Annotated in this window: 25 protein-coding genes; all 25 read right to left on the bottom strand. The window is 48.0% G+C overall.

Going from position 1 to position 26610, the window contains the following annotated elements:
- Positions 1-4: 4 nt before the first annotated feature.
- The 25 genes from rpsA to FYJ59_RS02940 all read right to left on the bottom strand — a co-directional run bounded on the left by rpsA (position 5) and on the right by FYJ59_RS02940 (position 26547).
- Positions 5-1153, bottom strand: coding sequence for a 30S ribosomal protein S1 (rpsA, locus tag FYJ59_RS03060; protein WP_022153250.1), 1149 nt, complete (start codon positions 1151-1153; stop codon positions 5-7).
- Positions 1134-1994, bottom strand: coding sequence for a 4-hydroxy-3-methylbut-2-enyl diphosphate reductase (gene ispH / locus FYJ59_RS03055; protein WP_154495206.1), 861 nt, complete (start codon positions 1992-1994; stop codon positions 1134-1136). Before ispH ends, rpsA begins: the two co-directional genes overlap by 20 nt.
- A 14-nt stretch (positions 1995-2008) precedes the next feature.
- Entirely contained in the window at positions 2009-2665 is a 657-nt protein-coding gene (gene cmk / locus FYJ59_RS03050; protein ID WP_154495205.1) for a (d)CMP kinase, read from the bottom strand.
- A 53-nt stretch (positions 2666-2718) separates the two neighbouring features.
- A complete protein-coding gene (locus FYJ59_RS03045) occupies positions 2719-3972 on the bottom strand; it encodes a BaiN/RdsA family NAD(P)/FAD-dependent oxidoreductase (RefSeq protein ID WP_022153253.1) in 1254 nt (417 codons plus the stop codon).
- Between the two features lie 29 nt (positions 3973-4001).
- On the bottom strand, positions 4002-4922 hold the full coding sequence (locus FYJ59_RS03040; protein WP_022153254.1) for a MurR/RpiR family transcriptional regulator: 921 nt from the start codon (positions 4920-4922) through the stop codon (positions 4002-4004).
- Positions 4923-4927: 5 nt separating this feature from the next.
- Positions 4928-5503 carry a TetR/AcrR family transcriptional regulator gene (locus FYJ59_RS03035; protein WP_118691953.1) on the bottom strand — a complete coding sequence of 192 codons (576 nt, stop codon included), beginning with the start codon at positions 5501-5503 and terminating at the stop codon, positions 4928-4930.
- A gap of 306 nt (positions 5504-5809) precedes the next feature.
- The gene (locus tag FYJ59_RS03030) at positions 5810-7237 is read right to left on the bottom strand and encodes an oxaloacetate decarboxylase subunit alpha (RefSeq protein WP_154495203.1); all 1428 of its coding nucleotides are present in this window, start codon (positions 7235-7237) and stop codon (positions 5810-5812) included.
- Between the two features lie 40 nt (positions 7238-7277).
- Positions 7278-8429, bottom strand: a complete 1152-nt coding sequence (locus FYJ59_RS03025; protein ID WP_154495202.1) for a sodium ion-translocating decarboxylase subunit beta — start codon at positions 8427-8429, stop codon at positions 7278-7280.
- A 38-nt stretch (positions 8430-8467) separates the two neighbouring features.
- A complete protein-coding gene (locus FYJ59_RS03020) occupies positions 8468-8839 on the bottom strand; it encodes a biotin/lipoyl-containing protein (RefSeq protein WP_154495201.1) in 372 nt (123 codons plus the stop codon).
- A gap of 25 nt (positions 8840-8864) precedes the next feature.
- Entirely contained in the window at positions 8865-9650 is a 786-nt protein-coding gene (locus tag FYJ59_RS03015; protein WP_154495200.1) for an OadG family protein, read from the bottom strand.
- 17 nt (positions 9651-9667) lie between these two features.
- Complete coding sequence (locus FYJ59_RS03010; RefSeq protein WP_154495199.1) at positions 9668-11101, bottom strand: acyl-CoA carboxylase subunit beta; 1434 nt, start codon at positions 11099-11101, stop codon at positions 9668-9670.
- Between the two features lie 189 nt (positions 11102-11290).
- Positions 11291-12649, bottom strand: coding sequence for a D-alanyl-D-alanine carboxypeptidase family protein (locus FYJ59_RS03005; RefSeq protein WP_154495198.1), 1359 nt, complete (start codon positions 12647-12649; stop codon positions 11291-11293).
- 63 nt (positions 12650-12712) lie between these two features.
- Positions 12713-13282 carry an SMC-Scp complex subunit ScpB gene (gene scpB, locus FYJ59_RS03000; protein WP_022153261.1) on the bottom strand — a complete coding sequence of 190 codons (570 nt, stop codon included), beginning with the start codon at positions 13280-13282 and terminating at the stop codon, positions 12713-12715.
- Between the two features lie 19 nt (positions 13283-13301).
- The gene (locus FYJ59_RS02995; RefSeq protein ID WP_022153262.1) at positions 13302-14045 is read right to left on the bottom strand and encodes a segregation and condensation protein A; all 744 of its coding nucleotides are present in this window, start codon (positions 14043-14045) and stop codon (positions 13302-13304) included.
- Between the two features lie 12 nt (positions 14046-14057).
- Positions 14058-14912 carry a metallophosphoesterase gene (locus FYJ59_RS02990; RefSeq protein ID WP_328597197.1) on the bottom strand — a complete coding sequence of 285 codons (855 nt, stop codon included), beginning with the start codon at positions 14910-14912 and terminating at the stop codon, positions 14058-14060.
- A 79-nt stretch (positions 14913-14991) separates the two neighbouring features.
- The gene (locus tag FYJ59_RS02985) at positions 14992-16170 is read right to left on the bottom strand and encodes a D-alanyl-D-alanine carboxypeptidase family protein (RefSeq protein WP_154495197.1); all 1179 of its coding nucleotides are present in this window, start codon (positions 16168-16170) and stop codon (positions 14992-14994) included.
- Positions 16171-16253: 83 nt separating this feature from the next.
- Positions 16254-16844 carry a putative ABC transporter permease gene (locus FYJ59_RS02980; RefSeq protein ID WP_154495196.1) on the bottom strand — a complete coding sequence of 197 codons (591 nt, stop codon included), beginning with the start codon at positions 16842-16844 and terminating at the stop codon, positions 16254-16256.
- Positions 16845-16903: 59 nt separating this feature from the next.
- Positions 16904-17080 (bottom strand): 30S ribosomal protein S21, encoded by a 177-nt coding sequence (gene rpsU / locus FYJ59_RS02975; RefSeq protein WP_016290398.1) that lies wholly within the window; start codon positions 17078-17080, stop codon positions 16904-16906.
- Positions 17081-17386: 306 nt separating this feature from the next.
- Entirely contained in the window at positions 17387-18754 is a 1368-nt protein-coding gene (locus FYJ59_RS02970; RefSeq protein ID WP_154495195.1) for a sodium-dependent transporter, read from the bottom strand.
- Positions 18754-21408, bottom strand: a complete 2655-nt coding sequence (gene alaS / locus FYJ59_RS02965) for an alanine--tRNA ligase (protein WP_154495194.1) — start codon at positions 21406-21408, stop codon at positions 18754-18756. The genes FYJ59_RS02970 and alaS overlap by 1 nt, the downstream gene beginning before the upstream one ends.
- Positions 21409-21551: 143 nt before the next feature.
- Complete coding sequence (locus FYJ59_RS02960) at positions 21552-22940, bottom strand: glycine--tRNA ligase (RefSeq protein ID WP_154495193.1); 1389 nt, start codon at positions 22938-22940, stop codon at positions 21552-21554.
- A gap of 46 nt (positions 22941-22986) precedes the next feature.
- Complete coding sequence (locus tag FYJ59_RS02955) at positions 22987-23619, bottom strand: hypothetical protein (protein WP_154495192.1); 633 nt, start codon at positions 23617-23619, stop codon at positions 22987-22989.
- A 38-nt stretch (positions 23620-23657) separates the two neighbouring features.
- Positions 23658-24308: a DNA repair protein RecO gene (gene recO, locus FYJ59_RS02950; RefSeq protein ID WP_148447379.1), complete on the bottom strand. Its 651-nt coding sequence runs from the start codon at positions 24306-24308 to the stop codon at positions 23658-23660.
- A 250-nt stretch (positions 24309-24558) separates the two neighbouring features.
- On the bottom strand, positions 24559-25476 hold the full coding sequence (gene era / locus FYJ59_RS02945; protein WP_154495191.1) for a GTPase Era: 918 nt from the start codon (positions 25474-25476) through the stop codon (positions 24559-24561).
- Positions 25477-25479: 3 nt separating this feature from the next.
- A complete protein-coding gene (locus FYJ59_RS02940) occupies positions 25480-26547 on the bottom strand; it encodes a DUF4349 domain-containing protein (RefSeq protein WP_154495190.1) in 1068 nt (355 codons plus the stop codon).
- Between the last annotated feature and the right edge of the window lie 63 nt (positions 26548-26610).

The following is a 26610-nucleotide window of genomic DNA, read 5'->3' as shown; positions in this document are numbered from 1 at the left end:
TTAATTATTCCTCAGTATTCTCAGCCTCTGCAGCGATCACAGCATCGATATCTACAGATACAACATCTGCATCAGACTCTTCCTCTGCCTCTGCAGGTTCGGGAGCTGTCAGAGCCTTTACGCTCAGGGAGATCTTGTGATCAGCCTCATTGAAATCTACAACCTTAGCTGTAACTTCATCGCCAACGCTCAGTACATCGGAAGGTTTCTCAATGTGCTCCTTTGCGATCTGGGATACATGAAGCAGAGCATCTACACCGGGCTCTAATTCTACGAAAGCACCAAAGTCGGTCATTCTTGCAACCTTACCGGTTACTACATTGCCGACTGCATACTTCTGTGCAGCATCCTTCCAGGGGTTAGCATCATCGAATTTCAGAGACAGTGCAATCTTATTGCCGTTGATCTCTTTGATCAGGACTTTCAGCTTATCGCCAACCTTGAATACCTTCTTGGGATGTTCAACTCTGCCCCAGGACATCTCGGAGATGTGAAGCAGTCCGTCTGCGCCGCCAAGATCAATAAATGCGCCGAAATCAGTTACGTTCTTAACAACACCTTCTACGATATCGCCTTCTTTGATCTTCTCAAAGAGTTCCTTCTGCAGCTCAGCCTTCTTGGCTACGATCAGCTGTTTACGGTCGCCGATATATCTTCTTCTCTTGGGATTGTACTCGCTGATCACGAATTCAATCTCCTGTCCTGCATACTTGGTCAGATCCTTCTCATAAGTATCGGATACCAGGCTTGCGGGGATGAAGATTCTTACTTCGTCCACAATTACACTTAAACCACCGTCCAGTACCTGAGATACGGTTGCCTTAAGTACTTCGTGATTGTTAAATGCTTCTTCGATTCTCTTGTTGCCTCTGTCTGCAGCAAGACGCTTGTAGGTAAGGAGAACCTGACCCTCACCGTCATTTACTTTCAGGACCTTGACTTCCATGGTGTCACCAACCTTGGCAACTGTGGTAAGATCCACGCTGGAGTCGTTGGTATATTCGTTCTTGGTAAGAATACCGTCAGATTTATATCCGATGTTCAGAATGATCTCTTCCGGTTTCACATCGATGACTGTACCTTCGACTACCTCTCCTGCATGTATTGTCTTTAATGATTCTTCCAGCATTTGTTCAAAAGTTAATTCTGACATAATTTTGAACCTCCTCAATTAATTTATTTGGGGTGGAAGCCCCCGCGGTAATACCCACTAGTCGAACAGCTTTAGGTAGATCTAAATGCAAGTCATCCAGTGTCTGTATAAAATAGGTGTGCTCACATTCCCTTTGGCAGATTTCGTAAAGCTTTCTGCTGTTGGAACTGTGCTTCCCTCCTATTACAATCATAACGTCAGCATCCGCTGCAATGGTCTTTGCCGATCGCTGTCGCTCTTCTGTAGCATTACAGATAGTGTTCACAACACTATCATTGTAACCTTTTTTTTCAAAAATTTCAACTATATATTGAAATTTATTGTAGTTATATGTCGTCTGAGACACAATGCAGAGTTTTTCGCCTTCTGTTTTTACAAAATTTTCTGCCTGCTCCGGAGTCTCCAGAACAGTAACGGGTCCCGGACACCAGCCGACGATCCCCTCTACTTCCGGGTGCTTCGGATCTCCCACAACGATCACATGATACCCCTCGTTACTTTTTAGTTCCACAATACGATGGATCTTTTTCACAAAAGGACAGGTGGCATCAATGCATTCCAGACCGTTTGCCTCCATGATGTCATAGATTTCTTTTGCCACACCGTGAGCACGGATGATCACTGTGGGAATGTTCTCCCCGGCTTTCAGCTGTTTCAGATCCTCTTTGTTCTCCAGAACCCGTACACCCTTTTCCGACAGTTCTTTGACCACTTCCTCGTTGTGTACAATGGGACCATAGGTATATATAGTCTTCCCGTTTTTTAATTGTTCATACACGGTATCCACGGCGCGCTTTACACCAAAGCAAAAGCCTGCACAGTCTGCCAGTCTTACTTCCATATATCGTCTCCCATTTAGCCAATCAGTGCCACGATCCGGTCAATGACCTGTTCAATGGTCATATCGGAGGTATCCACAAGTACCGCATCCTCCGCCTGCTTTAACGGAGAAGTCTCTCTGTGCATATCTCTGTAATCTCTGTCCTCGATATCCTGACGGATCTTTTCTAAGTTGCAGGACTCACCCTTGGCAGTCAGCTCATCATATCTTCTTTTTGCTCTCACCATACTGCTGGCGGTCAGATAGATTTTGACCTGTGCATGTGGTAATACTACGGTACCGATATCACGGCCGTCCATGATCACATTGCTTTTCGCTGCCAGTGCCTGCTGAAGTTCTACCAGTTTGGTACGTACCGCCGGCTGTGCACTGGTGGTGGAAGCCATGTTGCCAACCTCCTCGGTACGCAGATAAGCATTGACGTTTTCACCGTTTAATAATACGACCTGTTCTCCGTCCACATATTGAATGGTGATATCTGCCTCCTTACATTTATCGGCGATCGCTGCCGCATCCGCAGGATCCACACCCTCTCTTAACATGAACAGTGCCATGGCGCGGTACATTGCTCCGGTATCCACATAGATAAAGCCCTTCTTTTTTGCCACTGCTCTGGCAATCGTGCTTTTACCGGCACCTGCCGGTCCGTCAATAGCTACATTAAAGCTCATATTCATATCCTCTTTTCTTCGTATTTTCTTTATGATTCTATTTTTCAAAAAATTTATTGTATGCTTTCTCCCGCCAAATGTCCCGTAGACCAGGCAATCTGTAAGTTAAAGCCACCGGTCATGGCATCCAGATCCAGTACTTCCCCCGCAAAATACAGATGCTTTACCAGCCTGGATTCCATGGTGGAAGGATTGATGTCTTTTACAGAGATTCCGCCCTGGGTAATGATTGCTTCCGCAAAAGATCTCGTCCCCGTTACCGTCATAGGCAGTGCCTTGATCAGCATGCCGAAAGCTTTTCTCTCTTCTCTGCTGATCTCGTTGACCTTCTTCTCCGGAGAGATTCCTGACAGCTCTATCATAACAGGGATCAGCTTCGCAGGGAACAGATGATCCAGTGCATTTTTAAACTGTTTATTCTTCGCTTCCTCAAAATCCCGAAGCAGCCGTTTATCCAACTGTTCCGGTGTCAGTGCGGGTTTCAGATCCAGGAAAAGCTTTACTTCATCGTCACCTTTTTGTCTGGAAATATTTTTGGAATAAAAGCTGCTGGCGGACAAGATCAACGGCCCGCTGACGCCAAAATGGGTAAACAGCATCTCTCCGAAGCCTTCGTACCAGGTCTTCTTCCCACATTGCATCCGGATCTCCACATTTTTAAGAGATAATCCCATCAGCGCTTTGCACCAGCTCTCGCGGATCTCTAACGGTACCAATGCGGGCCTTCGCTCCGTTACTTTATGACCCGTCTCTTCTGCGAACCGGTAACCGTCTCCGGTGGATCCGGTAGCGGCATAGGAGCAGCCACCTGTACAGATAATGCAGGCATCGGCGGTCAACTTCTTATGATCCGTACATTCCACTCCGTAAAAGCAAATATTGTCGTCACTTTCCTTCGTCAGGATCTTTTTCACTTCTGTGTGCAGATGAATATCCACATGATATTTATGCAATTCTCTCTGCAGGGCGGCGATCACATCCGAAGAATGATCGGATACCGGAAATACCCTGTCGCCCCGCTCTGTTTTCAGGGGACATCCCGCCTGTTCGATCAGATCACACACCTGCGTATTGTCAAAGCTGTAAAAAGCACTGTACAGGAATTTTTCATTGGTGCAGACATTTTGGAACAGCACATCCATATCCGCTCCATTAGTCACATTACAACGGCCTTTTCCCGTAATAAACAGCTTTTTCCCAAGCTTTTCATTTTTTTCCAAAAGGGTTACGTTATGTCCGCATTTTGCTGCCGCTATGGCAGCCATCATGCCGGCAGCTCCGCCGCCGACCACTATCACATTGCTCATTCTCATCCTTTTCTGCCGACATATCGACGTCACTGCTCCTTGCGTCGCAGAGAATAATCCAACATCGGTTCATCATCTATAAAATCAATCTCGTCATTCAGATACACCTGATAATTGTTCCATGTCTCTTCCAGTGTCTCCAGATTCTTACGCACCTGCTCCGGACATTTCAGGCAAAGTGCTACCACCAGGGCATTGATCACACTAAGAGGTGCCACCAGAGAATCCACAACCGACACCATGTCACTTCTCGCCAGCAGATTGCAGGAAGAATACAGATTCATGGGGGAATGGATACTGTCGGTAATGGCGATCACTTTGGCATTCCGGTCATTGGCGAACTCCATTGCCTTTAACGTCCGCATAGAATATCTCGGAAAACTGATGCCGATAAAGCAATCCTTCGGTCCTATATGGATCATCTGTTCAAAGGTCTCGCTGACACTGGTAGTGTTCAGCAAAAATACCTTTCCGCGGATCATGTTCAGGTAAAAATGCAAAAACGCCGCCAATGGCTCATTGCTGCGGAGTCCCATGATATAGATGGTCTCCGCTTCTAAGATCGTAGCTACTGCCGATTCAAACGCCGCCGGATCCAGATTATCTATAGTATCCTGAATCTTCTCGATATCTGCCGTGAGAACAGAGGTCAGGATCTCCGACTGGGAACTTCTTCCATATTTTGCATCCATTTTCTGGATACCATTTAGTTTACCCTGTACACAGCTTTCCAATGCCTTCTGAAATTTCGGGTACCCATCATAACCGATCCCTGCGGCAAAACGAACCACGGTAGATTCACTGATTCCCAGTGTTTCTCCTAATTTAGCTGCCGTCATGAATACCGCCTGGTCAAAATGTTCCGATATATAGTCCGCAATGGCTTTATGCCCCTTGCTCATCTTCGCATAGTGTTCATTTATCCGGGTAAAAACATCATATTCTGCCACTGTTCTTAACCTCGCATTGTCTCATTGTAAAAAGCATAGTAGGAATGTTCCAAAAGCTGCATCGTCTGCTGATCTGTCAGATCATAATCTCCGGTCAGAGACATGCAGGCGGCTCCATGGATAAAAATCCACATTTTCATAAACAGATCTCCGGGATCCGGGCATCCTGCCACTCTCGCCAGATTGATCTCATAGACTACATTTCCGGCATCGCCGTTCAAAATCTCATACATGCTTTTCGTCTTATGTTTGCTGCCCTGGTCACCGGATACAAACAGAAGTTCAAACAAGTGTCTTTCTTCCCGTGCAAAAGCTATGTATGCCATTCCTAAGTTGGCAAAAGGTGTCTTCCCGGTGCGGGGATACAGGCTGTAATAATCCAGAAAATACGCCGTTGCTCTCTCATAGACCGCATCCCACAGTTCTTCCATATTCTTATATACTCTGAAAATAGGCTGCGTGGAACATCCTGCCTTCGCCGCAACTTTTCTCGCAGTCACATTGGCAAAGCCTTCCTCTCTGGTCATGGCGAATGCCGTATCCAGGATCCTGTCAATCGTGATCATCTCTTTACGAGCCATAATCCCTCTCATTCCGCTGTATTTACAGCAAACAATGTGTCCTTCTATAACACTTGTTATTTTAGTAGGTGAAGAGGTGGTTTGTCAATATGTAAATAACTCATTCGCAATCCGGGCTGACCAGGGTTCGACCGGGGCGCCCCGGGGGAATGTCTAAATAACGGCTTCTGCGCGCTTCGCGCTCTCGAAGCCGCAACCACATTCGCAATCCGGGCTATTGCCCTACTTGCTCATGTGGTTTTGTTCGTCTAATAAAAAAGCCGCACTGACTGCGAGCAGTCGTGCGACTTTTTATTGACGAATTATTTAGACAGGGTATGCACCGTTTTTGGTGTCAGCCTGGGTCATATCAACCTTTTCCTGCTGTGCCTGACGATACTTGAAGAAGTCGGTAGCAACCTGAGGGAACAGGGCGTAGCTTAATACGTCCTCATCCTGCTGTTTCCATTCCTTCATTTCGCCTTCCAGCTTATCCATCTCGTTGTCAAGCAGATCAGCGTAACGGCAGGTGATTCTCTCCTCACCGGGGATAACCTTGTCGATAACTTCCTGGCTCATGGGCTTAACGGTCTGTCCGTACTCACCACGCAGCACTGCCTTGGTCTCCTTGGTAGCCATCTTGTAACGCTCACCGAGCAGTACGTTGAAGACTGCCTGAGTACCAACGATCTGAGAAGAAGGAGTAACCAGAGGGGGCTCACCCAGATCCTTACGAACCTTGGGGATCTCCTTCAGTACATCGTAGTATCTGTCTTCTGCATTCTGCTCCTTCAGCTGGCTCACCATGTTGGAAAGCATACCGCCGGGTACCTGATACAGCAGAGTCTTGATATCAACACCCATAACCTTGGGATTCAGCAGGCCGTTAGCCAGGCACTCATCTCTGTAAGGTCTGAAGTAATCAGCGATCTCGGCCAACAGATTCTGATCCAGACCGGTATCGTAAGGGGTTCCCTTGAAGGTCTCAACCATAACCTCGGTAGCAGGCTGTGAAGTACCCATAGCAAAGGGGCTCATAGCGGTATCGATCACATCAACGCCGGCCTCTACTGCCTTCAGGTAAGTCATGCTTGCAACACCGGAAGTATAGTGGGTATGCAACTGGATGGGAAGCTTGGTAACTTCCTTCATAGCCTTGATCAGTTCAGCAGCCTTGTAAGGTACTAACAGACCGGCCATATCCTTGATACAGATGGAATCTGCACCCATCTCTTCGATCTTCTTAGCCATGCCGGTCCAGTACTCTAAGGTGTAAGCATCGCCCAGGGTGTAAGCCAGAGCAACCTGTGCTTCACCTCTGCCTTCCTGTGCCTTGAACTTATTGGTAGCATTTACTGCTTCCTGTAAGTTGCGCAGGTCATTCAGACAGTCGAAAATACGAATGATATCAATACCGTTGGAGATAGACTTCTGTACGAAGTAATCTACCACATCATCTGCATAAGGTCTGTAACCTAAAATGTTCTGTCCACGGAACAGCATCTGTAACTTGGTGTTCTTAAAGCCGTCACGCAGCTTTCTCAGTCTGTCCCAGGGATCTTCCTTCAGGAAACGAAGGGATGCATCAAAGGTAGCACCGCCCCAGCACTCTACGGAATGATAACCAACTTTATCCATCTTATCTACGATAGGAAGCATGAATTCGGTCGGCATTCTGGTAGCGATCAGAGACTGATGTGCATCACGTAAAACAGTTTCCGTAATCTTAATCGGTTTCTTTTCAATTTCTGACATTACGAATATCCTCCATAATATAATTTTCTTTTAATTAGCTTTAAAATACTCCGAAGATTGCCATGAATGTACCGGCTGCTACGGCAGTACCGATAACACCTGCCACGTTAGGTCCCATAGCATGCATGAGCAGGAAGTTGGTAGGATCGGATTCTGCACCAACCTTCTGGGATACACGGGCTGCCATAGGAACTGCAGACACACCTGCGGAACCGATCAGAGGATTGATCTTGCCGCCGGACATTACGCACATCAGTTTACCGAACAGAACACCTGCAGCGGTACCGAACATGAAGGCGATCAGACCCAGAGCTACGATCTTCAGTGTATCAGCATTCAGGAATGCTTCTGCACTGGTGGTAGCACCTACGGAAGTGCCTAACAGAATAACTACGATGTACATCAGAGCATTGGATGCTGTCTCAGTCAGCTGACGAACAACGCCAGACTCACGGAACAGGTTACCTAACATCAGCATACCTACCAGAGGAGCTGTGGTGGGAAGGATCAGACATACAACGATGGTAACAACGATGGGGAACAGGATCTTCTCCAGCTTGGATACCGGACGAAGCTGACCCATCTTGATCTTTCTCTCCTTCTCAGTGGTGAGAAGCTTCATAATAGGGGGCTGGATAATGGGAACCAGTGACATATAGGAATATGCTGCCACCGCGATAGGTCCCAGGATTGCCGTCTGTCCCAGCTTACCAGCAAGGAAGATGGATGTAGGACCGTCAGCACCACCGATGATGGAGATGGCTGCAGCTGCCTTGTCGTTGAATCCCAGCCAGATCGCACCGAAGTATGCTGCGAAAATACCGAACTGCGCAGCTGCTCCCAAAAGAAAGCTCTTAGGGTTTGCGATCAGAGGACCGAAGTCTGTCATGGCACCTACACCCATGAAGATCAGGGACGGCAGGATTGCCAGTTCATCCAGCTTGTAGAAATAATACAGTAAGCCGCCGGCACCGTTTGCTGCATGTTCAGGGTGCAACATGATATCGGGATAAATATTTACCAACAGCATACCGAACGCTATCGGGAGTAAGAGCAACGGCTCAAACTCATGACGGATAGCTAAATAAAGGAAAAAGCATGCAACCAGAATCATGACATAGTTTCCCCAGGTCAGGTTAAAAAACGCTGTCTGATGAATCAGGTTGTTAAGCGTACTAGCTATATATTCCATTTGATGACCTCCTGTTGTTTATAGAGCTGATAAAAAAATTAGTTCAGAGTTGCCAGAACTGCACCAGCCTCAACAGTATCACCAACTGCAACGTCAATGCTTGCTACGGTACCGTCTTCGGGAGCTACAACAGGGATTTCCATCTTCATAGCTTCCAGAATGATGACTGCGTCACCCTTCTTAACAGCCTGTCCAACATTTGCCTCTATCTTGAAGATCTTACCGGCTGCACCGGCCTCAACCTTGATGCTGCCTGCTGCGCCGCCTGCCTTGGGTGCTGCTGCGGGAGCCTTGGGTGCTGCCTTGGGAGCAGTGGGAGCCTTTGCTGCTACGGGTGCTCCGGTAGATGCGCCCTCTTCTACTACTACATCATATACGTTGCCATTTACGGTAATGGTATAATTTTTCATTTTAATATCCTCCTACGATTTTAGATTATCTAACTTTGCGGATAGAACGAACTACAAATCCGTCAGTGCTTGCCGCGCCTTCGCTTGCTGCGATCGCAGCTGCGATTACGGCTACCAGCTCAGTGTCATCTGCTTCGACTTCTTCCTGTGCAGCGATCTGAGTTACTGCATTATCAATACCTGCGTTCTTTGTCTCTTCCTTCTTGCCCTTTTTGCTGAATGTAGCCTGGATCTTGGGAATGAAGTTGAACAGGGAAATGATCAGCGAGATAATGATCAGCATTACGAATACAGTTCCCATACCGATCAGAGTATTCAGTGCAGCCTTGGTCATCAGACCACCCATGGATTCAATGGGATTCAATGCTGCTGACTCCATGCTCATGAACATATCATTGCTGAAGATCACTTCTGCCTGTGCGTTCTGGTTTGCTCCGGTCACATCTACATGTACAATGATCTGATCATCATCGATGCTAGCATCTGCATCACCGACAGCAGTGATACCGCCGATGGTTTTCTTCGCGGAATTGAAAGACTCGATAGCAGTCTTGTATGCATAACCGTCAACGGTGATACCTACATTTTCCTGTACCAGGTATGCCACTTCATCAGCGGTATACTCGGAAAAGCTCTCCAATGTAGCTTCGTCTTCAAAGTTCTCAAGAGAAGGGATCACATACTGGGTAGCGATCTGGATCGCAGTATCCATCTTACGCTGCTCGTAATCCGTATAGGTCTCCTCACTGCCGCACGCCGTCAAACCAAAGATGCAGGTAATCATACATACTAAGCTTAAAAATTTCTTCATTTTATAATCACCCTTTCTTATACAGTTCCGTGTTTCTTGGCAGGACGGTCTTCACTCTTGGTGAATAACATCTCAAATGCGCCGATCACATATTTTCTGGTATCAGCTGCATTTACGATCTGGTCCACATATCCTCTCTTGGCTGCACTGGTTACATTCTGAGTCAGAGCTTCGTACTCTGCAGCCTTCTCATTGATCACATCAGCGCCCTGACCATCATACATGATCTTGGCAGCAAGCTTGCCGTCCATAGCACCGATCTGTGCATCCGGCCATGCCATAGTGATGTCAGCACCGATTGCCTTGGAGTTCATTACTACATAAGCGGTTCCTAAAGCCTTGCCGATCACAACGTTTACCTTGGGAACGGTAGCGTTAGCGAATGCGTAGGTCAGCTTTGCAGCAGCCTTGGCGATGGTCTTCTCGGAAGCTAAAGTTGCCTCATAACCCTTGACATTGGTCAGAGTCAGTACGGGGATACCGAAAGCATCACAGAAGTTCACGAACTCTGCAGCCTTCTCGCAGCCGTCTGCGGTCAGCACAGCGTCTAACTTCTCTGCTACTTTGCCTTCCTCATCGCAGATCTCGGAACGGTTAGCTACCGCACCTACGGTAACACCATCGAGACGTAAGAAACCGGTTACCATATTTTTAGCATATCCGGACTTTACTTCGAAGAAATTGTTGTCATCTGCCAGAATGGACAGAGCAACGGAAGTGTCGCCGACACAACCTGCGATCTCAGGGTTCACACGATTCAGATCATCGGTGCAGTCCTCTAAGAAGCTTGCATCATCTTCGTTGTTGGCAGGCAGGAAGCTTACCAGCTCTCTTACCTTCTCCAGAATGGTTGCTTCGTCAGCTACCACATCAACGATACCGCTCTCTTCAGCCTGGAACTTAGCGGAAGAAGAATCACACTTGGTGATCACATTGCCGTCCAAAGCGTTGGGAGCATTCACGAACAGCTTGGCATTCTTCTCTTCCATGAAAGTAAAATCTGTCATGGTAGGGAACAGACCTAAGCCGCCGCCACAGGTTCCGAATACAGCGGTGATCTGAGGGATCACGCCGGAAGCCATGGTCTGCTTTAAGTAAATCTCGCCGAATGCAGCCAGTGCATCGGTTGCCTCCTGCAGTCTTAAGCCGGCAGACTCGATCAGTCCGATCACAGGTGCTCCGGTCTTCATAGCCAGATCGTAGAGGTTTGTAATTTTCTTGGCATGCATCTCACCAATGGTTCCGTTCAGTACGGAAGCATCCTGGCTATATACATATACAAGATTACCATTGATCACTCCATAGCCGGTAATACAACCGTCAGAAGGAGTTTCATTGGGTTTCAGATTGAAATCCGTAGCTCTTGCGGTTACAAGTCCGCCGATTTCAACGAAACTGTTGTCATCGAGTAAAGCTGCTATTCTTTGACTCGCTTTTGAAGTAGTGCTCATATGTTTCAGCCCTCCGTTGATAATATAATAAAATAAAAATAAAAAACTCTATTAATATAGAAGCACAAATGCCCCCATGATTAACAGTCTGTAGTATAACATAAAATCTGCAACTCGCAAAGAACGAATTGCAGATTTTTACAAAAAATATACATTGTTTTTTATTTTGAACAATATCCCCTTCATTTTTCATAGGGATCTCACCAAAAAACGCAAAAGGATCTGCCTGCCGCACCATACGAAATCTATGGCTTTCACACCCTTTGCTGCGATCAGACGCTCTCTGCGCCATACCCTGCCGTCTACCAGATAGCTGATCTCTCCCACGCACTCTCCTGCCTCCACGGGAGCCGTAAGGTACTGTTCCTTACGATAGAGGATCTCCACATTCTCGTCAGGACCCATTAAGAGTCCCTCCACGCCTTCCGTCTCCGGATCCGGTTCCACAGGCAGCAGGACCTCCTCTGTCAGTGCATCATTCTGTGCCCGCAGCACCGGAATCGGCATAAGCAGCTGTTCTCTGCCCGAAAACGTTTCTTCTTCAAAGCTTCGATATGTAAAGTTCTCCAATCCATAGGTAAACAATTCCCTGCTGTCGCTCCATTTATAGGTCTTATGGTTCGGCCATCCACAGGCAAGCAGCGCCACGATCAGACATTTTCCGTCCCGTTTCAGGGCTCCCACATAGCAGTATCCCGCCTTGTTCGTAAATCCGGTCTTGCCCGTAAACGCCCCATCCATCATCTGCAGAAATGCGTTGTGATTGTGACACTGAAAGAAGCGTCCGTTCTCCGTAAAACTGTAATCCTGCGTCCCTGTGATCTCTAAAAACAGATCCCTCTGTGGGGAAGTTTTCATACAGTACCTGAGGATCTCCGCCAGATCTTTTGCTGTGGTATGGTGTTCCCTCTCTAATGTACTTCCGTCCGACAGTGTCAGAGTCTCCGTGGCATCCAGCCCGTTTGGTGTGATGAACCAGGTATCTTCGCAGCCGATCTCTTCCGCCTTTTCATTCATTGCCTGCGCAAATCTATGTAATGCCGCCTTGCTCTCTTCGCCGGTATGTTCTGAGATCTCCCCCGTCTCTCCCAAAAGTTTTCCGCCGATGTATTCCCCCAGTACCACAGCAGTATCGTTATGGCTTTCCAGCATCAGAGAAAACAATAATTCTCTCACGGTATAGTGTTCTCCGCATTTCACATATAGCTTTACCTTGGGCATGGTGGCTGCATAGGCAGAGACGCTGACGGTTTCATCCACCTTTGCATTTTCCAGCACCAAAATACAGGTCATGATCTTGGTGGTACTTGCCATAGCCATGGGGATAGTTTCATTTTTTCCGTAAAGCACGCGTCCGGAATCCGCATCCAGAAGCACCGCTCCCTGTGCAAACAACTTAAGCTCCTGTGTCAGATCGGATTTCCCGGTCTCATACCGGATCGCGTATGTCGGTTCGTTGTCTGTTATCCTATCTTGGCGGAATTGTGATCCGCACAGACTTTCCAGACATATAATTCCCGCAAAAAGGGCACAAAAAAAGCCTCGCATAATCGTTGCTCCCAAAAAGGGTTACTTATTACTATGAGGCCGGTTCTTTGTCCTATTCTCTGTTTATATATTCAAAGTAAGCTGTACTTCCTGTTCCGCCTGCTGCTTAAATTCCTCCACCTGCACCGGATTCAGTTCCGGCAGTTCTTCCAGACTCTTCACGCCAAAGCAGCGTAAAAACTGCTCCGTGGTACCAAACAGCAAGGGTCTTCCGGGAGCATCCAGACGCCCCAGTTCCGTGATCAGATCATATTCCAACAGTTTGTTAATAGCATGGTCACAGCTGACGCCTCTGACTCTCTCGATCTCAAGTCTCGTTACCGGCTGCTTATAGGCAATAATGGACAATGTCTCCAGCACGGTATCCGTCAGAGTCATTTTCCTCGGAGTCTTCGCGATCTTGATCAGATATTCGTACATATCCGCCTTGGTGCACAGCTGTACGGAATCGTCGAACTGTGTCAGACCGATACCTCTGTTCTCTTCTTCGTACCGCGCCGCCATGTCTTTTAATATAGACTTTGTCGTCTTCACATCCTCTTCGATCACTTCCGCAAGTCTGCTGATCTCCACGGAATCTCCCATGGTAAAAAGGATGGCCTCTATCACTGCTTCTGCTTTACTGCGTTCCATGCTAAAACCTCACTGTATCCTAAACGTTAGATGTAATCATAATATCATCGAATATATTTTCCTGGCTGATGTTGATCTTGCCGGTCTTCATCAGTTCCAGAATGATCAGGAATGTAACGATCACTTCCATTTTGCTGTTCTGCTTCTCCAAAAGCTTACGGAAGCTAAAGGTCTTATGTTCTCTGGCATAAGCCTCCACGTACAGCATCTTGATGTCCATATCTACCTCATCCTTCTCGATATTGCCATACTGGCTGCGGACGGGGTCGATCTTGTCCTCCTGCTTCTTTACGATGGATCTAAAGATCTCATGAAGCTTGTTCAGATTCATATCGCCGATGAGTTCTTCGTAATCTATGGGCTGTCTGTAAGCTTCCACTTCCTTCGGAAGTCTCTGCTCTCTGTACATGTTCCTGGCAGCATCCACCTGGCGGTCTCTGAGTTCAAAGGACATGTATTTGTACATCTTGTATTCCAGCAGCTTCTGAACCAGTTCTGCTCTGGGATCCTCTTCCTCGCCGTCCTCGTTCACTTCCTTGGGCAGCAGCATCTTGCACTTGATGTCGATCAGCGTCGCCGCCATCACCAGGAATTCACTCATGACATTCATGTCTTCCCGCTGCATCTGCCTGATGTAATCCAGATACTGCGCCGTAATCTCTACGATAGGGATATCATAGATGTCTATTTTATTTTTTTCGATCAAATGAAGCAGCAGATCCAGTGGACCTTCAAACGCTTCCAGTTTTACAGATATTGCCATTTGATAAAACTCCTATTTCCCCTCGTCCGGCATAAGCTCCACTTCTAAGATCTCGCCCGGATTGAACAGCCGGATCGGTATCGTGTGCATTCCCAGTCCTCTGCTTAAGAGCATTCTGCTCTTCCCTATGGTAAACTCTCCGCCATCGTATTTTGGAAAAAGTCTCACATTGGGAGACACCACACCCTTTCCCCAAAAAGGAACTCTCACCATGCCGCCGTGGACATGACCGGATAACACCAGGTCTGCACCCCAGTCTGCGTATTTCGAAAAATAATCCGGGTCGTGGGCGATCAATATATTGAAATATTCTTCGGAGGGCTGTCCTAAAATCCCCGACAGATATTCCGGATCCATGGGCTGTATTCCAAAACGTTTATAGTACAGCCTGTCTATCTCAGAACCATAGATGCGGATCCCGTATTCCGGAAGATCCTTATGCTCGTTGACAAGCCTGTGAATACCGATCTTCGTAAGAGCTTCTTCATACCGTTCCGCCATATCCCCATAATTTCCAGGATACAGCTTCAGGCGGTGTTCATGGTTGCCATTGCCGTAATAGACAGGATACTTCTTTGCAAGCTCCGTAAGAAATCCCACCGCCACATCCAGTGTTGCCTTCGGCTTCGCCGTCAGCATATCCCCGGCGATCAGGATCATGTCCGGTCCGATCTCATCGATCGCCTGCAGCAGTCTCTCATTTTCTTTTCCGTATCTCTTATTGTGCAGATCCGCCAGAACCACCGCCTTCACAGACTTTTTGATTCTCTGATCCCGCAGGGGATAATGCCGCACCACAAAGCGGTTACTATCGTACAGCATTATCCACAGCATTATCACAAGGATTACTGCGATCACGGTAATCACTACATCCAACTCTTTTGCCCCCATGGTATGTTGCCAGATTATTGCCAATTTGTTCTATAGTATAACATATTATTTTGTCTTACAAAAGATAAAATTCCATTATTTTTCGCAGATAATCCTTATAAACCGCCTTCGCCACCGCATTTTCATACAGAATCGGCACACTGCCGATCTCCACGCCGTTCAGCAGATAGACCGCCCTGCCTGCCGTATCTCCTTCCGCAAAAGGTGCTATGGCAGTCTCCGGCAGTTCAATTTTCTTCTCCACGCCATCCAGGGAATTTCCCTCCGTATCCAGATATCGGAATTCACTTTGGTATTTCACTGGCACCGTATCCTCTACACCGCCCTGCACCCGCATATTCTGCAGGAGATCTGTATTCTCATCCAGATACAGATCGCTTATATTAAAACCGTAGCTAAGCAATGTCCGGGCGTCCTTAAAACGTGCCTTATAGTCCGGTGCCCCCATGATCACCGCGATCAGATCAATGCCATCCTTCGTTGCCGTGGCGGACAGACAGAATTTTGCTTTGGAAGTGGATCCGGTTTTCAATCCCGTAGTAAACGGATACTGTTTCAGCAATTTATTGGTACTGTTTAACGTGAATTTTGAGCTTCCCTGACTGGTCTCATGGGTGATGTCCTCCATCCAGATACCTGTATATTCAAATATTTTCGGATATTTTATCGTAAGCTCCCTGGACATGACCGCTACGTCCATTGCCGTCGTATAATGGCCGTCGGAATCCGTCAGACCACAGCAGTCCTCGAAATGGGTATCCGTCATGCCAAGCTCCGACGCCTTCGCATTCATCTGTTCCACGAAAGCTTCTTCGCTTCCCGCTATGTATTCCGCCACCGCCACGCTGGCATCATTGCCCGAAGCTACAGCGATACATTTGATCAGGGTCTCTAAGGTCTGCACCTCATTTTCTGCCAGGAACACCTGAGAACCTCCCATGGAACTGGCATAGGCGCTCACCGTTACCGGATCCTCTAATTTGATTTTTCCCTGATCCAGAGCTTCAAAAGTCAAAAGCAATGTCATGATCTTGGTAATGCTTGCAGGGCTTCGGCGTTCTCTTGCATTCTGCTCAAAGATCACCTTCCCGGTGGAGCTCTCCAGAAGCACCGCACTGGGAGCTTCGATCGCTGCCGGTTCCGCACATACATCGATTCCGTTCCACCAGAATACCTGCATACTGATGCTGAATAGCAAGATCCCCGTGCAAATATATTTCCTGATTTTTTGCATAAAAAAACCACACTCCCCTATCCTTTTCTAAAAGATATGGTCGTGTGGTCCTATATATACCTGTAAACCTGATGTTTTACGTCTTACCATCTGGAGATCAATGCCTGGCAGCGTTCCTTCAGTGCTTCTCCCTTACTGCGGACATCAATGTCGAATACCTTGATCAGTTGTACCGTATAATCAATCGCCACAAGCACTAGAATACCCTGGATCAGGCGGGTTCCTATCTGCAGCTGCACCTTATCGATGATATGATACATGGCATCATGGACAAACTGCACGATTCCTATCGCATAAAATCCCCAGGCGACGGTACTCTCGAGGCAAATGATCCCCCGATAATTGAAGGGCTTATTATTATAATCCCACCATAATTCTCCCAGGAAACGGATCATACCGATCCCTACCAGATATTCAAAGGCCGTTGCCAGGATAGCTCCCAAAAAATATAATTCCACAAGCTTATCACGAAGCGGACTTAAGATCAGATACCCCAACACTCCGCCAAAACCATAGATCGGGCAAAACGGTCCCTTGCCGAATCCCCGGTTGGTAAGCTTGCGATTACAAAATGACATATACGCAGACTCCAGTGCCCATCCGAGAACACTGTACAATACAAACGCTGCTAACAGATGATAGATATCTGTTCCCAGTATTTCATAACTCCACATTTGATCTTCCTCACAAGTACAAAGTCCCCGGTGATCACGCCGAGGACTGTTGTTTAACATTAGTTATATTTACGTTTTCTTGCTGCTTCAGACTTCTTCTTACGTTTTACGCTAGGCTTCTCGTAATGCTCTCTCTTACGAATCTCCTGCTGGATACCAGCCTTAGCGCAGCTTCTCTTGAAACGACGTAAAGCGCTATCTAAAGTCTCGTTCTCTTTTACGATTACGTTTGACATCTTACACCCGACCTCCCTTCAGTCCCTTCAAGTAACATGACTGACTGGGTTATTCTAATGCGCAGTTGTTCTACACACATTTGATATTATAGCATAAAAAATGTATTCGTCAACTACTTTTTTTATTTTTTATATATAATATTCCCCGTAGCTTACACAAGAATAAGAACCGCAGACCCGCTTTCGCTTCGGACGCTTAACCGTAACGGTACATAAGCGAGGAAAATACCCTCGCTAAGTACCGACGGTTGCTTAGAGTCTGCTTGTCCTTATTCTTATGCAAGCTACTGGATCTTCAAAATCTTATTAAAAAAACTTATCGTAGATACCGAACAGGAAGATGAAGATCACGATCAGGGGCAGTCCGTAGGTCAGATAACCGCGCATCCAGTCGTGGACTTTTAAGCCCTTGCCGGTATTTACTTCTGCCTTATAGTTCTCCCATCCCCAGCCGTATCTGGTCACGCAGAACAGCAGGTATACCAGGGATCCTAAGGGAAGGAACAGATTACTTACCAGGAAATCTTCAAAATCCAGTACCGCTCCGCCGAAGACAGCAAAACCATCCCAGCTCCACACATTATACCCCAGTACGCAGGGCACGGACAATGCAATGATCAGGAACAGGTTCACCAGGGAAGATTTCCTGCGGCTGGCACCGGTCAGCTCCATGCCACAGCAGATGATATTCTCGAACACAGCCAGCACCGTGGACAATGCTGCGAACGCCATAAACAGGAAGAATAAACTCCCCCACAGGCGGCCGTAAGGCATGTTGGCGAAAATATTCGGCAGGGTAATGAAGATCAGGCTCGGTCCTGAGGTTTGATCCACCCCATAGGTAAAGCAGGCGGGGAAAATGATCAGTCCTGCGGTAATTGCCACGAAAGTATCCAGTACCACAACTCTGACGGACTCTCCCATCAGAGAATGATCCTTGCCGATGTAGCTTCCAAAGATCGCCATGGCACCAATGCCTAAGCTTAAGGTAAAGAACGCCTGATTCATGGCACCTACCAGTGTAGATACCACACCGACTTCCTGCATACGTCCAAAATCAGGTACCAGATAGAACTTCAGACCTTCCTTTGCTCCCGTCATGAAGAAGCTGTTGATGGCAAGTACTACCATAATGGCAAGCAGTGCGATCATCATGACTTTCGTCACGCGCTCCAGACCGTTCTGCAGTCCACCGGCACACACAACGATACCGATGATCACCACCAGTACCATCCAGAACATCATGACCCCCGGATCTGCCAGCATCCGGGTAAACTGTTCCGCTACCGCATCCGCGGAAAGCCCGGAAAGTTTACCGGCAGCCGTCATATAAAAATAGTGTAACATCCAGCCTGCCACCGTAGTGTAGAACATCATCAGCAAATAGCAGCCTGCCAGTGTAAAATATCCGTGGATATGCCACTTCTGTCCAGACTTCTCCAGTGCCTGGTAAGCCTTTACGGGACTTTTCTTACTTGCTCTTCCCACAGCGAACTCCATGGTCATAATCGGCAGACCAAGGAGCACCAGAAAGATCAGATAAAATAGTACAAATGCGCCACCGCCGCCCTGGCCGGCCATGTACGGGAACTTCCATACATTCCCGATACCAATGGCACAGCCGGCAGACAACAGTATAAAGCCTAAACGGGATTTCAGATTCTCTCGTTCCATTATGCGAGCTGACCCTCCAGTACTTTGGACGCTTCCGCGATCGCTGCGGGAATGCCTGCGGGATTCTTACCGCCGGCCTGCGCCATATTCGGGCGTCCACCGCCGCCACCGCCTACCAGCGCGGCAATTCCCTTGATCAGGTTGCCCGCATGGGCGCCGGCCTTTACAGCACCGTCCGTTGCCATAGCGATCATATTTACCTTACCGTCCTGTGCGGAAAGCAGTACAACAACGCCTTCGCCAAGCTTATCCTTGAGCTGGTCGCCCAGGTCTCTCAAGCCATTCATGTCCACACCGTCTACGCTGGTTGCCAGAAGTTTCGTACCCTTCACTTCCACCACCTGATCGAGTACATCGCCCAGTGCAGATTGCGCCATCTTTGCCTTCAGAGATTCATTCTCTGCATTCAGCGCCTTCAGCTCTGCCTGCATATGCTGGATCTTCTCGGTCAGGGCTGCAGGAGTTGCCTTGGCTGCTGCAGCTGCCTTATTGAAGCTCTCTTCCATTGCCTGATAGTATGCCATGACATTGGCACCGGTCAGTGCTTCAATTCTTCTGACGCCGGCTGCAACACCGCTCTCGGACAGGATCTTGAAATAGCCGATCTCTCCGGTGTGCTTTACATGGGTACCACCGCACAGTTCCCTGGAAAAATCTCCCATAGATACCACGCGGACGGTCTCACCGTATTTTTCACCAAACAGAGCCATAGCTCCGCTCTTCTTCGCATCTTCAATGTTCATGACATCGGTAACGACTGCAATATCCTCTGCGATCTTCTCATTGACCAGAGCCTCTACCTTCGCAAGCTCTTCCGCAGTCATAGCCTGTCCGTGGCTGAAGTCGAAACGGGTTCTTGCGCCGTCCTGGTACGAACCCTGCTGTTCTACATGATCGCCCAGTACGATCTGCAGTGCCTTCTGTAACAGATGGGTTGCGGAGTGGTTCTTGCAGACACTCTTTCTATTGTCGGTATCTACAGCAAGCTCTGCAGTATCATTTACGGATACGTTGCCGGATACGACTTTACCCACATGTCCGATACGTCCGCCTGCGATCTTCACGGTCTCAGTCACTTCAAAAGTACCATTTTTTGTGCGGATCACACCAAAGTCACCCTTCTGTCCGCCCATGGTAGCATAGAACGGAGTCACATCCGTGATCAGGGTACCGGTCTCTCCCTCAGTTAAGGTATTCACCAGTTCGGTCTCGGATGCCAGTCCTACTACTTTACCTTCTGCGGTCAGCGCATCATAACCTACAAATTCGCTGGTGATCTTATCATCCAGTCCATCGAATACACCTGCGGCGGTAGTCAGCTTCTGGGAGAAGTTCTGTCCTTCTCTTGCCTTCTGCTTCTGCTCTTCCATGGCAGCGGCGAAGCCTTCCTCATCTACAGTCAGATTCTCTTCCTGCGCCAGCTCTACGGTCAGCTCCAGAGGGAATCCGAAGGTATCGTATAAGTAGAATGCGGACTTGCCGTCGATCTCCTTTTTACCTTCACTTCTCTTCTGCTCCAGAATCTTCTGCAGCTCCTTCATGCCGTTCTCCAGAGTGCTCTCGAAGCGGGCGATCTCTTTCTGCAGCTCGCTTAAGACGAACTCGCGGTTCTTCTTCATCAGAGGATAGCTTTCTGCATAGATCTCATCAATATATATAGCAGCAATGTGCAGCAGCTGCTCTGTAGTCATATTTAAAGTGCGTCCGTGTCTTACCGCACGACGGATCAGACGACGGAGAATATAGCCGGCACCGGTATTGGAGGGAAGCAGCTTCGCCTCATCACCGATCAACATCACACCGGTACGCAGATGGTCTGCCAGAATACGCATGGATCTGGTCAGCTTCTCATCCGCATTGTATTTCACACCGGAAGCCTCTTCAATGTAAGCGATCACCGGAGCAAACAGGTCTGTCTGGTATACATCTCTGGTACCGTTTAAGAATGCCAGAATACGCTCCAGGCCCCAGCCTGTATCTACGTTCTTCTGCTTTAAAGGAGTCAGATGACCGTCATGATGCTTCTCATACTGCATGAATACATCATTACCCAGCTCGGTGTATTTGCCACAGTCACAGCCGGGGCCGCAGTTCGGTCCGCAATCCGGTCTGTCAGCGATATAGAACATCTCACTGTCGGGACCGCAGGGGCCGTATTCCAGTCCCCACCAGTTATCATCAGCGGGCAGATAATATACGTTTTCTTTTTTGAATCCGGAAGCGATACGATACTGTGCGCCTTCCTCGTCTCTGGGGGCATTCTCGTCACCGGCAAATACAGTGGCAGCCAGATGATCCGCATCAAATCCGAACACCTGGGTCAGCAGTTCAAAACTCCACTGGCAGCGTTCCTTCTTAAAATAATCTCCAAGGCTCCAGCTTCCCATCATCTCGAAGAAGGTTACATGGCTTTTGTCGCCTACGGAATCAATATCGTTGGTACGTACACAACCCTGTACGTTGCAGAGTCTGGTACCCAGAGGGTGCTTCTGTCCCAGCAGATAAGGCATCAGCGGCTGCATTCCGGCAACGTTGAACATAACACCGGTAGAACCGTCGGATACCAGGGATACTGCTCCCACATCTACGTGACCACGGTCTATATAAAATTGTTTCCAGGCTTTTCTCAGTTCATCAGAAGTGAATTGTCTCATTCTCTCGGTCTCCTTGTCTCAATAATTACATCTTTCGGAAAATAAACCTACATTTCTACATTATAATGTTATCGTTTCGTCGCGTCAAGAATTAAAGCTACACAAAAGGAGCAGGAATTATCTCCTGCTCCCTGATAATCATCTTAGAATGTAAACTTATCTGCAAAATAAGCATCCAGATCAGCGATCGCAACACGCTCCTGCTCCATGGAATCACGGAAACGTACGGTAACGCAGCCGTCTGTCTCAGAGTCAAAGTCATAAGTTACGCAGAAAGGAGTACCGATCTCATCCTGACGACGATATCTCTTACCGATATTTCCTCTGTCGTCAAATTCACAGTTATACTTCTTGGAAAGCTCTGCATAAATCTTCTCTGCACCTTCGTTCAGCTTCTTGGACAGAGGCAGTACACCGATCTTCACGGGTGCCAGTGCCGGATGGAAACGAAGCACGGTACGCATATCTCCGCCCTCTAATTCTTCCTCATCATAAGCAGCGCACAGGAAAGCCAGAACAACTCTGTCCGCCCCCAGAGAAGGCTCGATAACGTAAGGGATATACTTCTCCTTCTTCTCATCATCGAAGTATGTCATATCCTCGCCGGAGGTATTGGCATGCTGGGTCAGATCGTAATCGGTTCTGTCAGCGATACCCCACAGTTCGCCCCAGCCGAAGGGGAACAGGAACTCGATATCGGTTGTTCCCTTACTGTAGAAGCACAGCTCCTCGGGAGAATGATCACGAAGTCTCATTTCGTCCTCTTTGATGCCTAAGGACAGCAGCCAGTCACGACAGAAGCCTCTCCAATACTGGAACCACTCCATATCGGTACCCGGCTCACAGAAGAACTCCAGCTCCATCTGTTCAAACTCTCTGGTACGGAAAGTAAAGTTACCGGGAGTGATCTCATTACGGAAGGACTTACCGATCTGTCCGATACCGAAAGGAATCTTCTTACGGGAAGTTCTCTGTACATTTTTAAAGTTAACGAAAATACCCTGTGCGGTCTCGGGTCTTAAGTAAACGGTGTTCTTGGCATCCTCGGTAACACCCTGGAAAGTCTTGAACATCAGGTTGAACTGACGGATATCGGTAAAGTTATGTTTACCACAGGTAGGACAGGGAACCTTATGCTCCTCGATGAAATTCTTCATCTCTTCCTGGCTCCAACCGTCTACACTGCCTTCGATGGCAATACCGTTCTCCTCGCAGAAATCCTCGATCAGCTTATCCGCACGGAAACGCTCATGACATTCTTTACAATCCATCAGAGGATCGGAGAAACCGCCCAGATGTCCGCTGGCTACCCAGGTCTGGGGGTTCATCAGGATCGCGCAATCCACACCTACATTATAGGGGCTCTCCTGAACAAACTTCTGCCACCATGCCTTTTTCACATTATTCTTCAGCTCTACGCCAAGGTTACCGTAATCCCAGGTATTTGCCAGGCCTCCGTAAATCTCGGAACCGGGATATACAAAACCTCTTGCTTTCGCCAGGGCTACGATCTTCTCCATTGTCTTTTCCATGTCAGTACCAAACCTTTCTTACTCTATATTTGTATTGCTGTATAACTTACTTTTTCATCAGTATCGTAACGACACCGTCGGACTGTGATGCATCCACATAACCGTCCTCTCCCATGACAACTCCCTCACTGAGATACAGTACCGGGTAGGGACAATAAATATATGCGCTTGCATTCGTAATGATCATGTGGTTCTTCTCCAGAGCCTTATTCAGCTTCTGTTCCTCCGCCGGCGTACCGTCTGCGGCACTTACCAGTCCCAGATCCACGCTGATCCCCTCGGCCAGTGCTTCCACTCTGGTTCCATAGAACAGCTCCTGTTTGTTATAATCCGCATAACTCTCCGTATCGGTGAATTCCTGCACCACCTGAACCGTAGCGCCGTCTCCCAGCATCTGCACTGTCTTCACAGCCATAGGGGGGGCTGCTGCATCCCCATGTGCGGCGTTAAATTCCTCTGCTTCTTCCTGTACCATCTGTGTAAGGCCGTCCAGACTGTAGAAATCCTTGTCAAACGTATTCACCAGATAGGATACTACTTTTCCATCCTTCTCCACCACCAGAGAAGTATTCACCACCGTCTCCGGAAGCTTTGCTGCCTTGCCGCAACCGGCCAGGGACAGCATCAGAACACCTGACAGCATTGCCGAAATAACCTTTTTTGCGATATTGTGCCTCATAAATGAGTCTCCTTTTTTGGCATCAGCCATATCCGATTTTAACATAGAGTTTTGAGTATTTCAAGACTTTTGAACGACCTGTCCATGAAACGTTTCCGATATTCCGAGGCAATTCCCTTCAGTTCGTCAAGAACTTTGTCCGATACCGTAAATGTATATAATTTTTCTATGGGACTTTGTGCTATGTAGCTTAAGGCATACAGGGTGGATTCCTCCAGTCTGCGGCCTGCCGGCGGCCCGGGGTACTCTCCGTTCACTGCAATTGCTTTCAGTTCAAAGATACTGCGTACCAGTTCGTTGGGCAGTGCCGGAGCACACAATGCCCTGAGAGACTGATACACTAACTTCAACATCTCCCGTTCATCGTTATTTTCTCTGCAATAAAAGTCCGCCACTTCTGCAAAGTACATGCCATAGCAGGCTCCAATATAATCTGTCAAAAGTTCCGGGAAAAAATTCTGGATATCCGCTTCGGATATGGTATAAGATGTTCTCCCCTCATAGAGGCGAAAGGTACCAAAAGCAAAAGGGTTGGTCGCTGCCGCAAGTCGGTTGCCCGGCTTTCTGGCACCTCTTGCGAATGCAGTGATCTTCCCTTTTTCTCTGGTCAGCAGGCATACCAGCCTGTCATATTCGCCAAACGGCGACTGTTTTAATACAATTCCCGTTACATACAGGGATTCCTGCATGATCCATCCTCCCGGGCGTTAAGGTCTGTACATCCTTCCGCCCTGCAGTCCACCGACGTGCTGCTACAGCACGCATTAGGAAAATCTGTCCCCTCCGTACTCCGCAGATAATTCAGGTAATCCTCCACTCTGCCGGTATGTTCAAATTGCTGCCAGTAATTCGTGAACTGCATCCTGCGCATCCCCCTCTTCTTATCAGTTTATCAGTGTGTCATCCTCTGTAAAAATAGGGTCTGCAAATTTTACTTTTCTATTCGCCCATCTCAATGTCTTTCGGATTATATCCGAAGTTTTTGAGCAGGATATCGCTGTCTCTCCAGTCCTTCTTCACCTTCACCCAAAGCTGTAAATTGACTTTCATTTCCAGCATATCTTCGATCTCCGGGCGGGCCTGGGAACCGATCTTTTTCAACATCTGGCCACCCTTACCGATGATGATCCCCTTGTGGGAATCTCTCTCACAGATAATGGTAGCTTCGATGTCGCAGATGCTGCCTCTCTCTTTCATGCTCTCCACCGTCACGGCAATGCCGTGAGGGATCTCTTCGGATAAAAGACGCAGTGCCTTTTCCCGGATCAGCTCCGCAACAATCTGACGCATGGGCTGATCGGTGATAGTGTCTTCATCATAAAAGGCCGGACCGTAGGGCAGATATTTCAAAATGCACTGGATCAGTACATCCGTGTTATCGCCCTTTAAGGCGGACACCGGGACGATCTCGCAGAAATCCAGTTCCTTGCGGTAGGTGTCAATGAATGCCAGGATATCCTCTTTTTTCACGGTGTCCGTCTTGTTGATCACAAGGATCACGGGAGTCTTGGTCTTTTTCAGCTGCTCGATGATATGACGTTCTCCGGCACCGATGAAATTTGTGGGCTCCACCAGCCACAGGATCACATCCACATCATTCAATGTATGTTCTGCCACATTTACCATGTAATCGCCCAGTTTGTTTTTCGCCTTGTGAATGCCGGGGGTATCCAAGAATACGATCTGTCCCTCATCCAGCGTCAGTACCGTCTGGATACGGTTACGCGTGGTCTGCGGTTTGTTGGATGTGATGGCGATCTTCTGTCCGATCAGTCGGTTCATCAGAGTGGACTTACCTACATTGGGACGTCCGATCAGGGTGGCAAAGCCGGATTTGTATGCCGGATTTTCGTTCATTTTCTATTTCTCCTGTTCTTTCCTGTTTTCTGTTACCTCTGTACTTTGCAGAGTTTTCTGCATTTTTGCTTCCGCTTCGGCGAATTTTTTCTGTTCCTCCGTACGGATCCGTTTGGTGCGCTTTTTAATCTTCTTTAAGATCAGTACGATCACTGCGATCACGATCGCCCAGATCACCAGATAAGGAATATGGATCACGAACCAGATCGCTGCTTCCTTCAAGCCCTCACCGATATTTTTCAGACTATCCACAAATCCGGTGGAAATACGCTCCCAGACGGTCTCTTCTTCCACAGGTGTATAGACCTCTACCTCATCAATATAAAGGTATACGGTGCTGTAGTCAACCCGGTTATCATAGCTGCGAAGCTGGGATTCCATGCTTTCTAACTGGTATCTGACATCAGACAGACGCTGTTCGATGGTAATAATATCTTCCACACTCTCTGCCTGCTCCAGAAGCCGTAATAATCTCTCCTGCTCAGTCCGCAGGGCATCCCTGTGGCTCTGCAGGTCTACATATGTCAATGTTACATCCTGCACATTCTCCGAACGGCTGGTCACATTGCCCAGCTCTGAGACCGTATTCTGGAACTCCTCCAGTCTGTCCTTCGGGATACGGATGGTCAGATTGGCATTCCTTGTAGAACGATAACTATAATATGTACTGCCGTTATAAGCATCCAGACTTTCGATATAGCCGCCGAGCTCTGCTACTTTATTCTCTACCGCGCTTAACAGCTTATCATACTCCCTGGTCTCGACATCCATATTCACGGTCTTGATCAGCTTCCGGTCTGCTACAGCTGTGTCTGCAGACTCCTCAGGTACTGTATTACCTGTGTCCTGGGTGTTTTCTGCGGAATCGTACCCCTCTGTCATGCCAAATCCGCTTTCAGCGGACACCTCCGAGTCAGCTGCCTCATTGGAAACAACAGAATAATCCGCATCCATGAGATCACTGATGCCGTAACTGTCCTTCGATGAGCTGCCGCAGGCGGTCAGCGATAATATCATGCCGGCAGTGAGTAACCCTGTAATGATCTTTGTTTCAAAATTTCGTTTTTTCATAACCCTCTCCGTTCTGCAGACGGCATCCTGACAGCCTGTCGGATCCGCCTGCTGTTGACTTTT

This window comes from Waltera intestinalis (assembly GCF_009695995.1).
Taxonomy (GTDB): domain Bacteria; phylum Bacillota; class Clostridia; order Lachnospirales; family Lachnospiraceae; genus Acetatifactor; species Acetatifactor intestinalis.
Note: the sequence above shows the minus strand (reverse complement) of the source record. Positions and strands in the feature narration are given on the sequence as shown.

Coding starts and splice junctions, on each gene's coding strand:
- rpsA (WP_022153250.1), bottom strand. CDS start 1,153: ATGTCAGAATTAACTTTTGAACAAATGCTGGAAGAATCATTAAAGACA.
- ispH (WP_154495206.1), bottom strand. CDS start 1,994: ATGGAAGTAAGACTGGCAGACTGTGCAGGCTTTTGCTTTGGTGTAAAG.
- cmk (WP_154495205.1), bottom strand. CDS start 2,665: ATGAGCTTTAATGTAGCTATTGACGGACCGGCAGGTGCCGGTAAAAGC.
- FYJ59_RS03045 (WP_022153253.1), bottom strand. CDS start 3,972: ATGAGCAATGTGATAGTGGTCGGCGGCGGAGCTGCCGGCATGATGGCT.
- FYJ59_RS03035 (WP_118691953.1), bottom strand. CDS start 5,503: ATGGCTCGTAAAGAGATGATCACGATTGACAGGATCCTGGATACGGCA.
- FYJ59_RS03030 (WP_154495203.1), bottom strand. CDS start 7,237: ATGTCAGAAATTGAAAAGAAACCGATTAAGATTACGGAAACTGTTTTA.
- FYJ59_RS03025 (WP_154495202.1), bottom strand. CDS start 8,429: ATGGAATATATAGCTAGTACGCTTAACAACCTGATTCATCAGACAGCG.
- FYJ59_RS03020 (WP_154495201.1), bottom strand. CDS start 8,839: ATGAAAAATTATACCATTACCGTAAATGGCAACGTATATGATGTAGTA.
- FYJ59_RS03015 (WP_154495200.1), bottom strand. CDS start 9,650: ATGAAGAAATTTTTAAGCTTAGTATGTATGATTACCTGCATCTTTGGT.
- FYJ59_RS03010 (WP_154495199.1), bottom strand. CDS start 11,101: ATGAGCACTACTTCAAAAGCGAGTCAAAGAATAGCAGCTTTACTCGAT.
- FYJ59_RS03005 (WP_154495198.1), bottom strand. CDS start 12,649: ATGCGAGGCTTTTTTTGTGCCCTTTTTGCGGGAATTATATGTCTGGAA.
- scpB (WP_022153261.1), bottom strand. CDS start 13,282: ATGGAACGCAGTAAAGCAGAAGCAGTGATAGAGGCCATCCTTTTTACC.
- FYJ59_RS02995 (WP_022153262.1), bottom strand. CDS start 14,045: ATGGCAATATCTGTAAAACTGGAAGCGTTTGAAGGTCCACTGGATCTG.
- FYJ59_RS02985 (WP_154495197.1), bottom strand. CDS start 16,170: ATGCAAAAAATCAGGAAATATATTTGCACGGGGATCTTGCTATTCAGC.
- FYJ59_RS02980 (WP_154495196.1), bottom strand. CDS start 16,844: ATGTGGAGTTATGAAATACTGGGAACAGATATCTATCATCTGTTAGCA.
- rpsU (WP_016290398.1), bottom strand. CDS start 17,080: ATGTCAAACGTAATCGTAAAAGAGAACGAGACTTTAGATAGCGCTTTA.
- FYJ59_RS02970 (WP_154495195.1), bottom strand. CDS start 18,754: ATGGAACGAGAGAATCTGAAATCCCGTTTAGGCTTTATACTGTTGTCT.
- alaS (WP_154495194.1), bottom strand. CDS start 21,408: ATGAGACAATTCACTTCTGATGAACTGAGAAAAGCCTGGAAACAATTT.
- FYJ59_RS02960 (WP_154495193.1), bottom strand. CDS start 22,940: ATGGAAAAGACAATGGAGAAGATCGTAGCCCTGGCGAAAGCAAGAGGT.
- FYJ59_RS02955 (WP_154495192.1), bottom strand. CDS start 23,619: ATGAGGCACAATATCGCAAAAAAGGTTATTTCGGCAATGCTGTCAGGT.
- recO (WP_148447379.1), bottom strand. CDS start 24,308: ATGCAGGAATCCCTGTATGTAACGGGAATTGTATTAAAACAGTCGCCG.
- era (WP_154495191.1), bottom strand. CDS start 25,476: ATGAACGAAAATCCGGCATACAAATCCGGCTTTGCCACCCTGATCGGA.
- FYJ59_RS02940 (WP_154495190.1), bottom strand. CDS start 26,547: ATGAAAAAACGAAATTTTGAAACAAAGATCATTACAGGGTTACTCACT.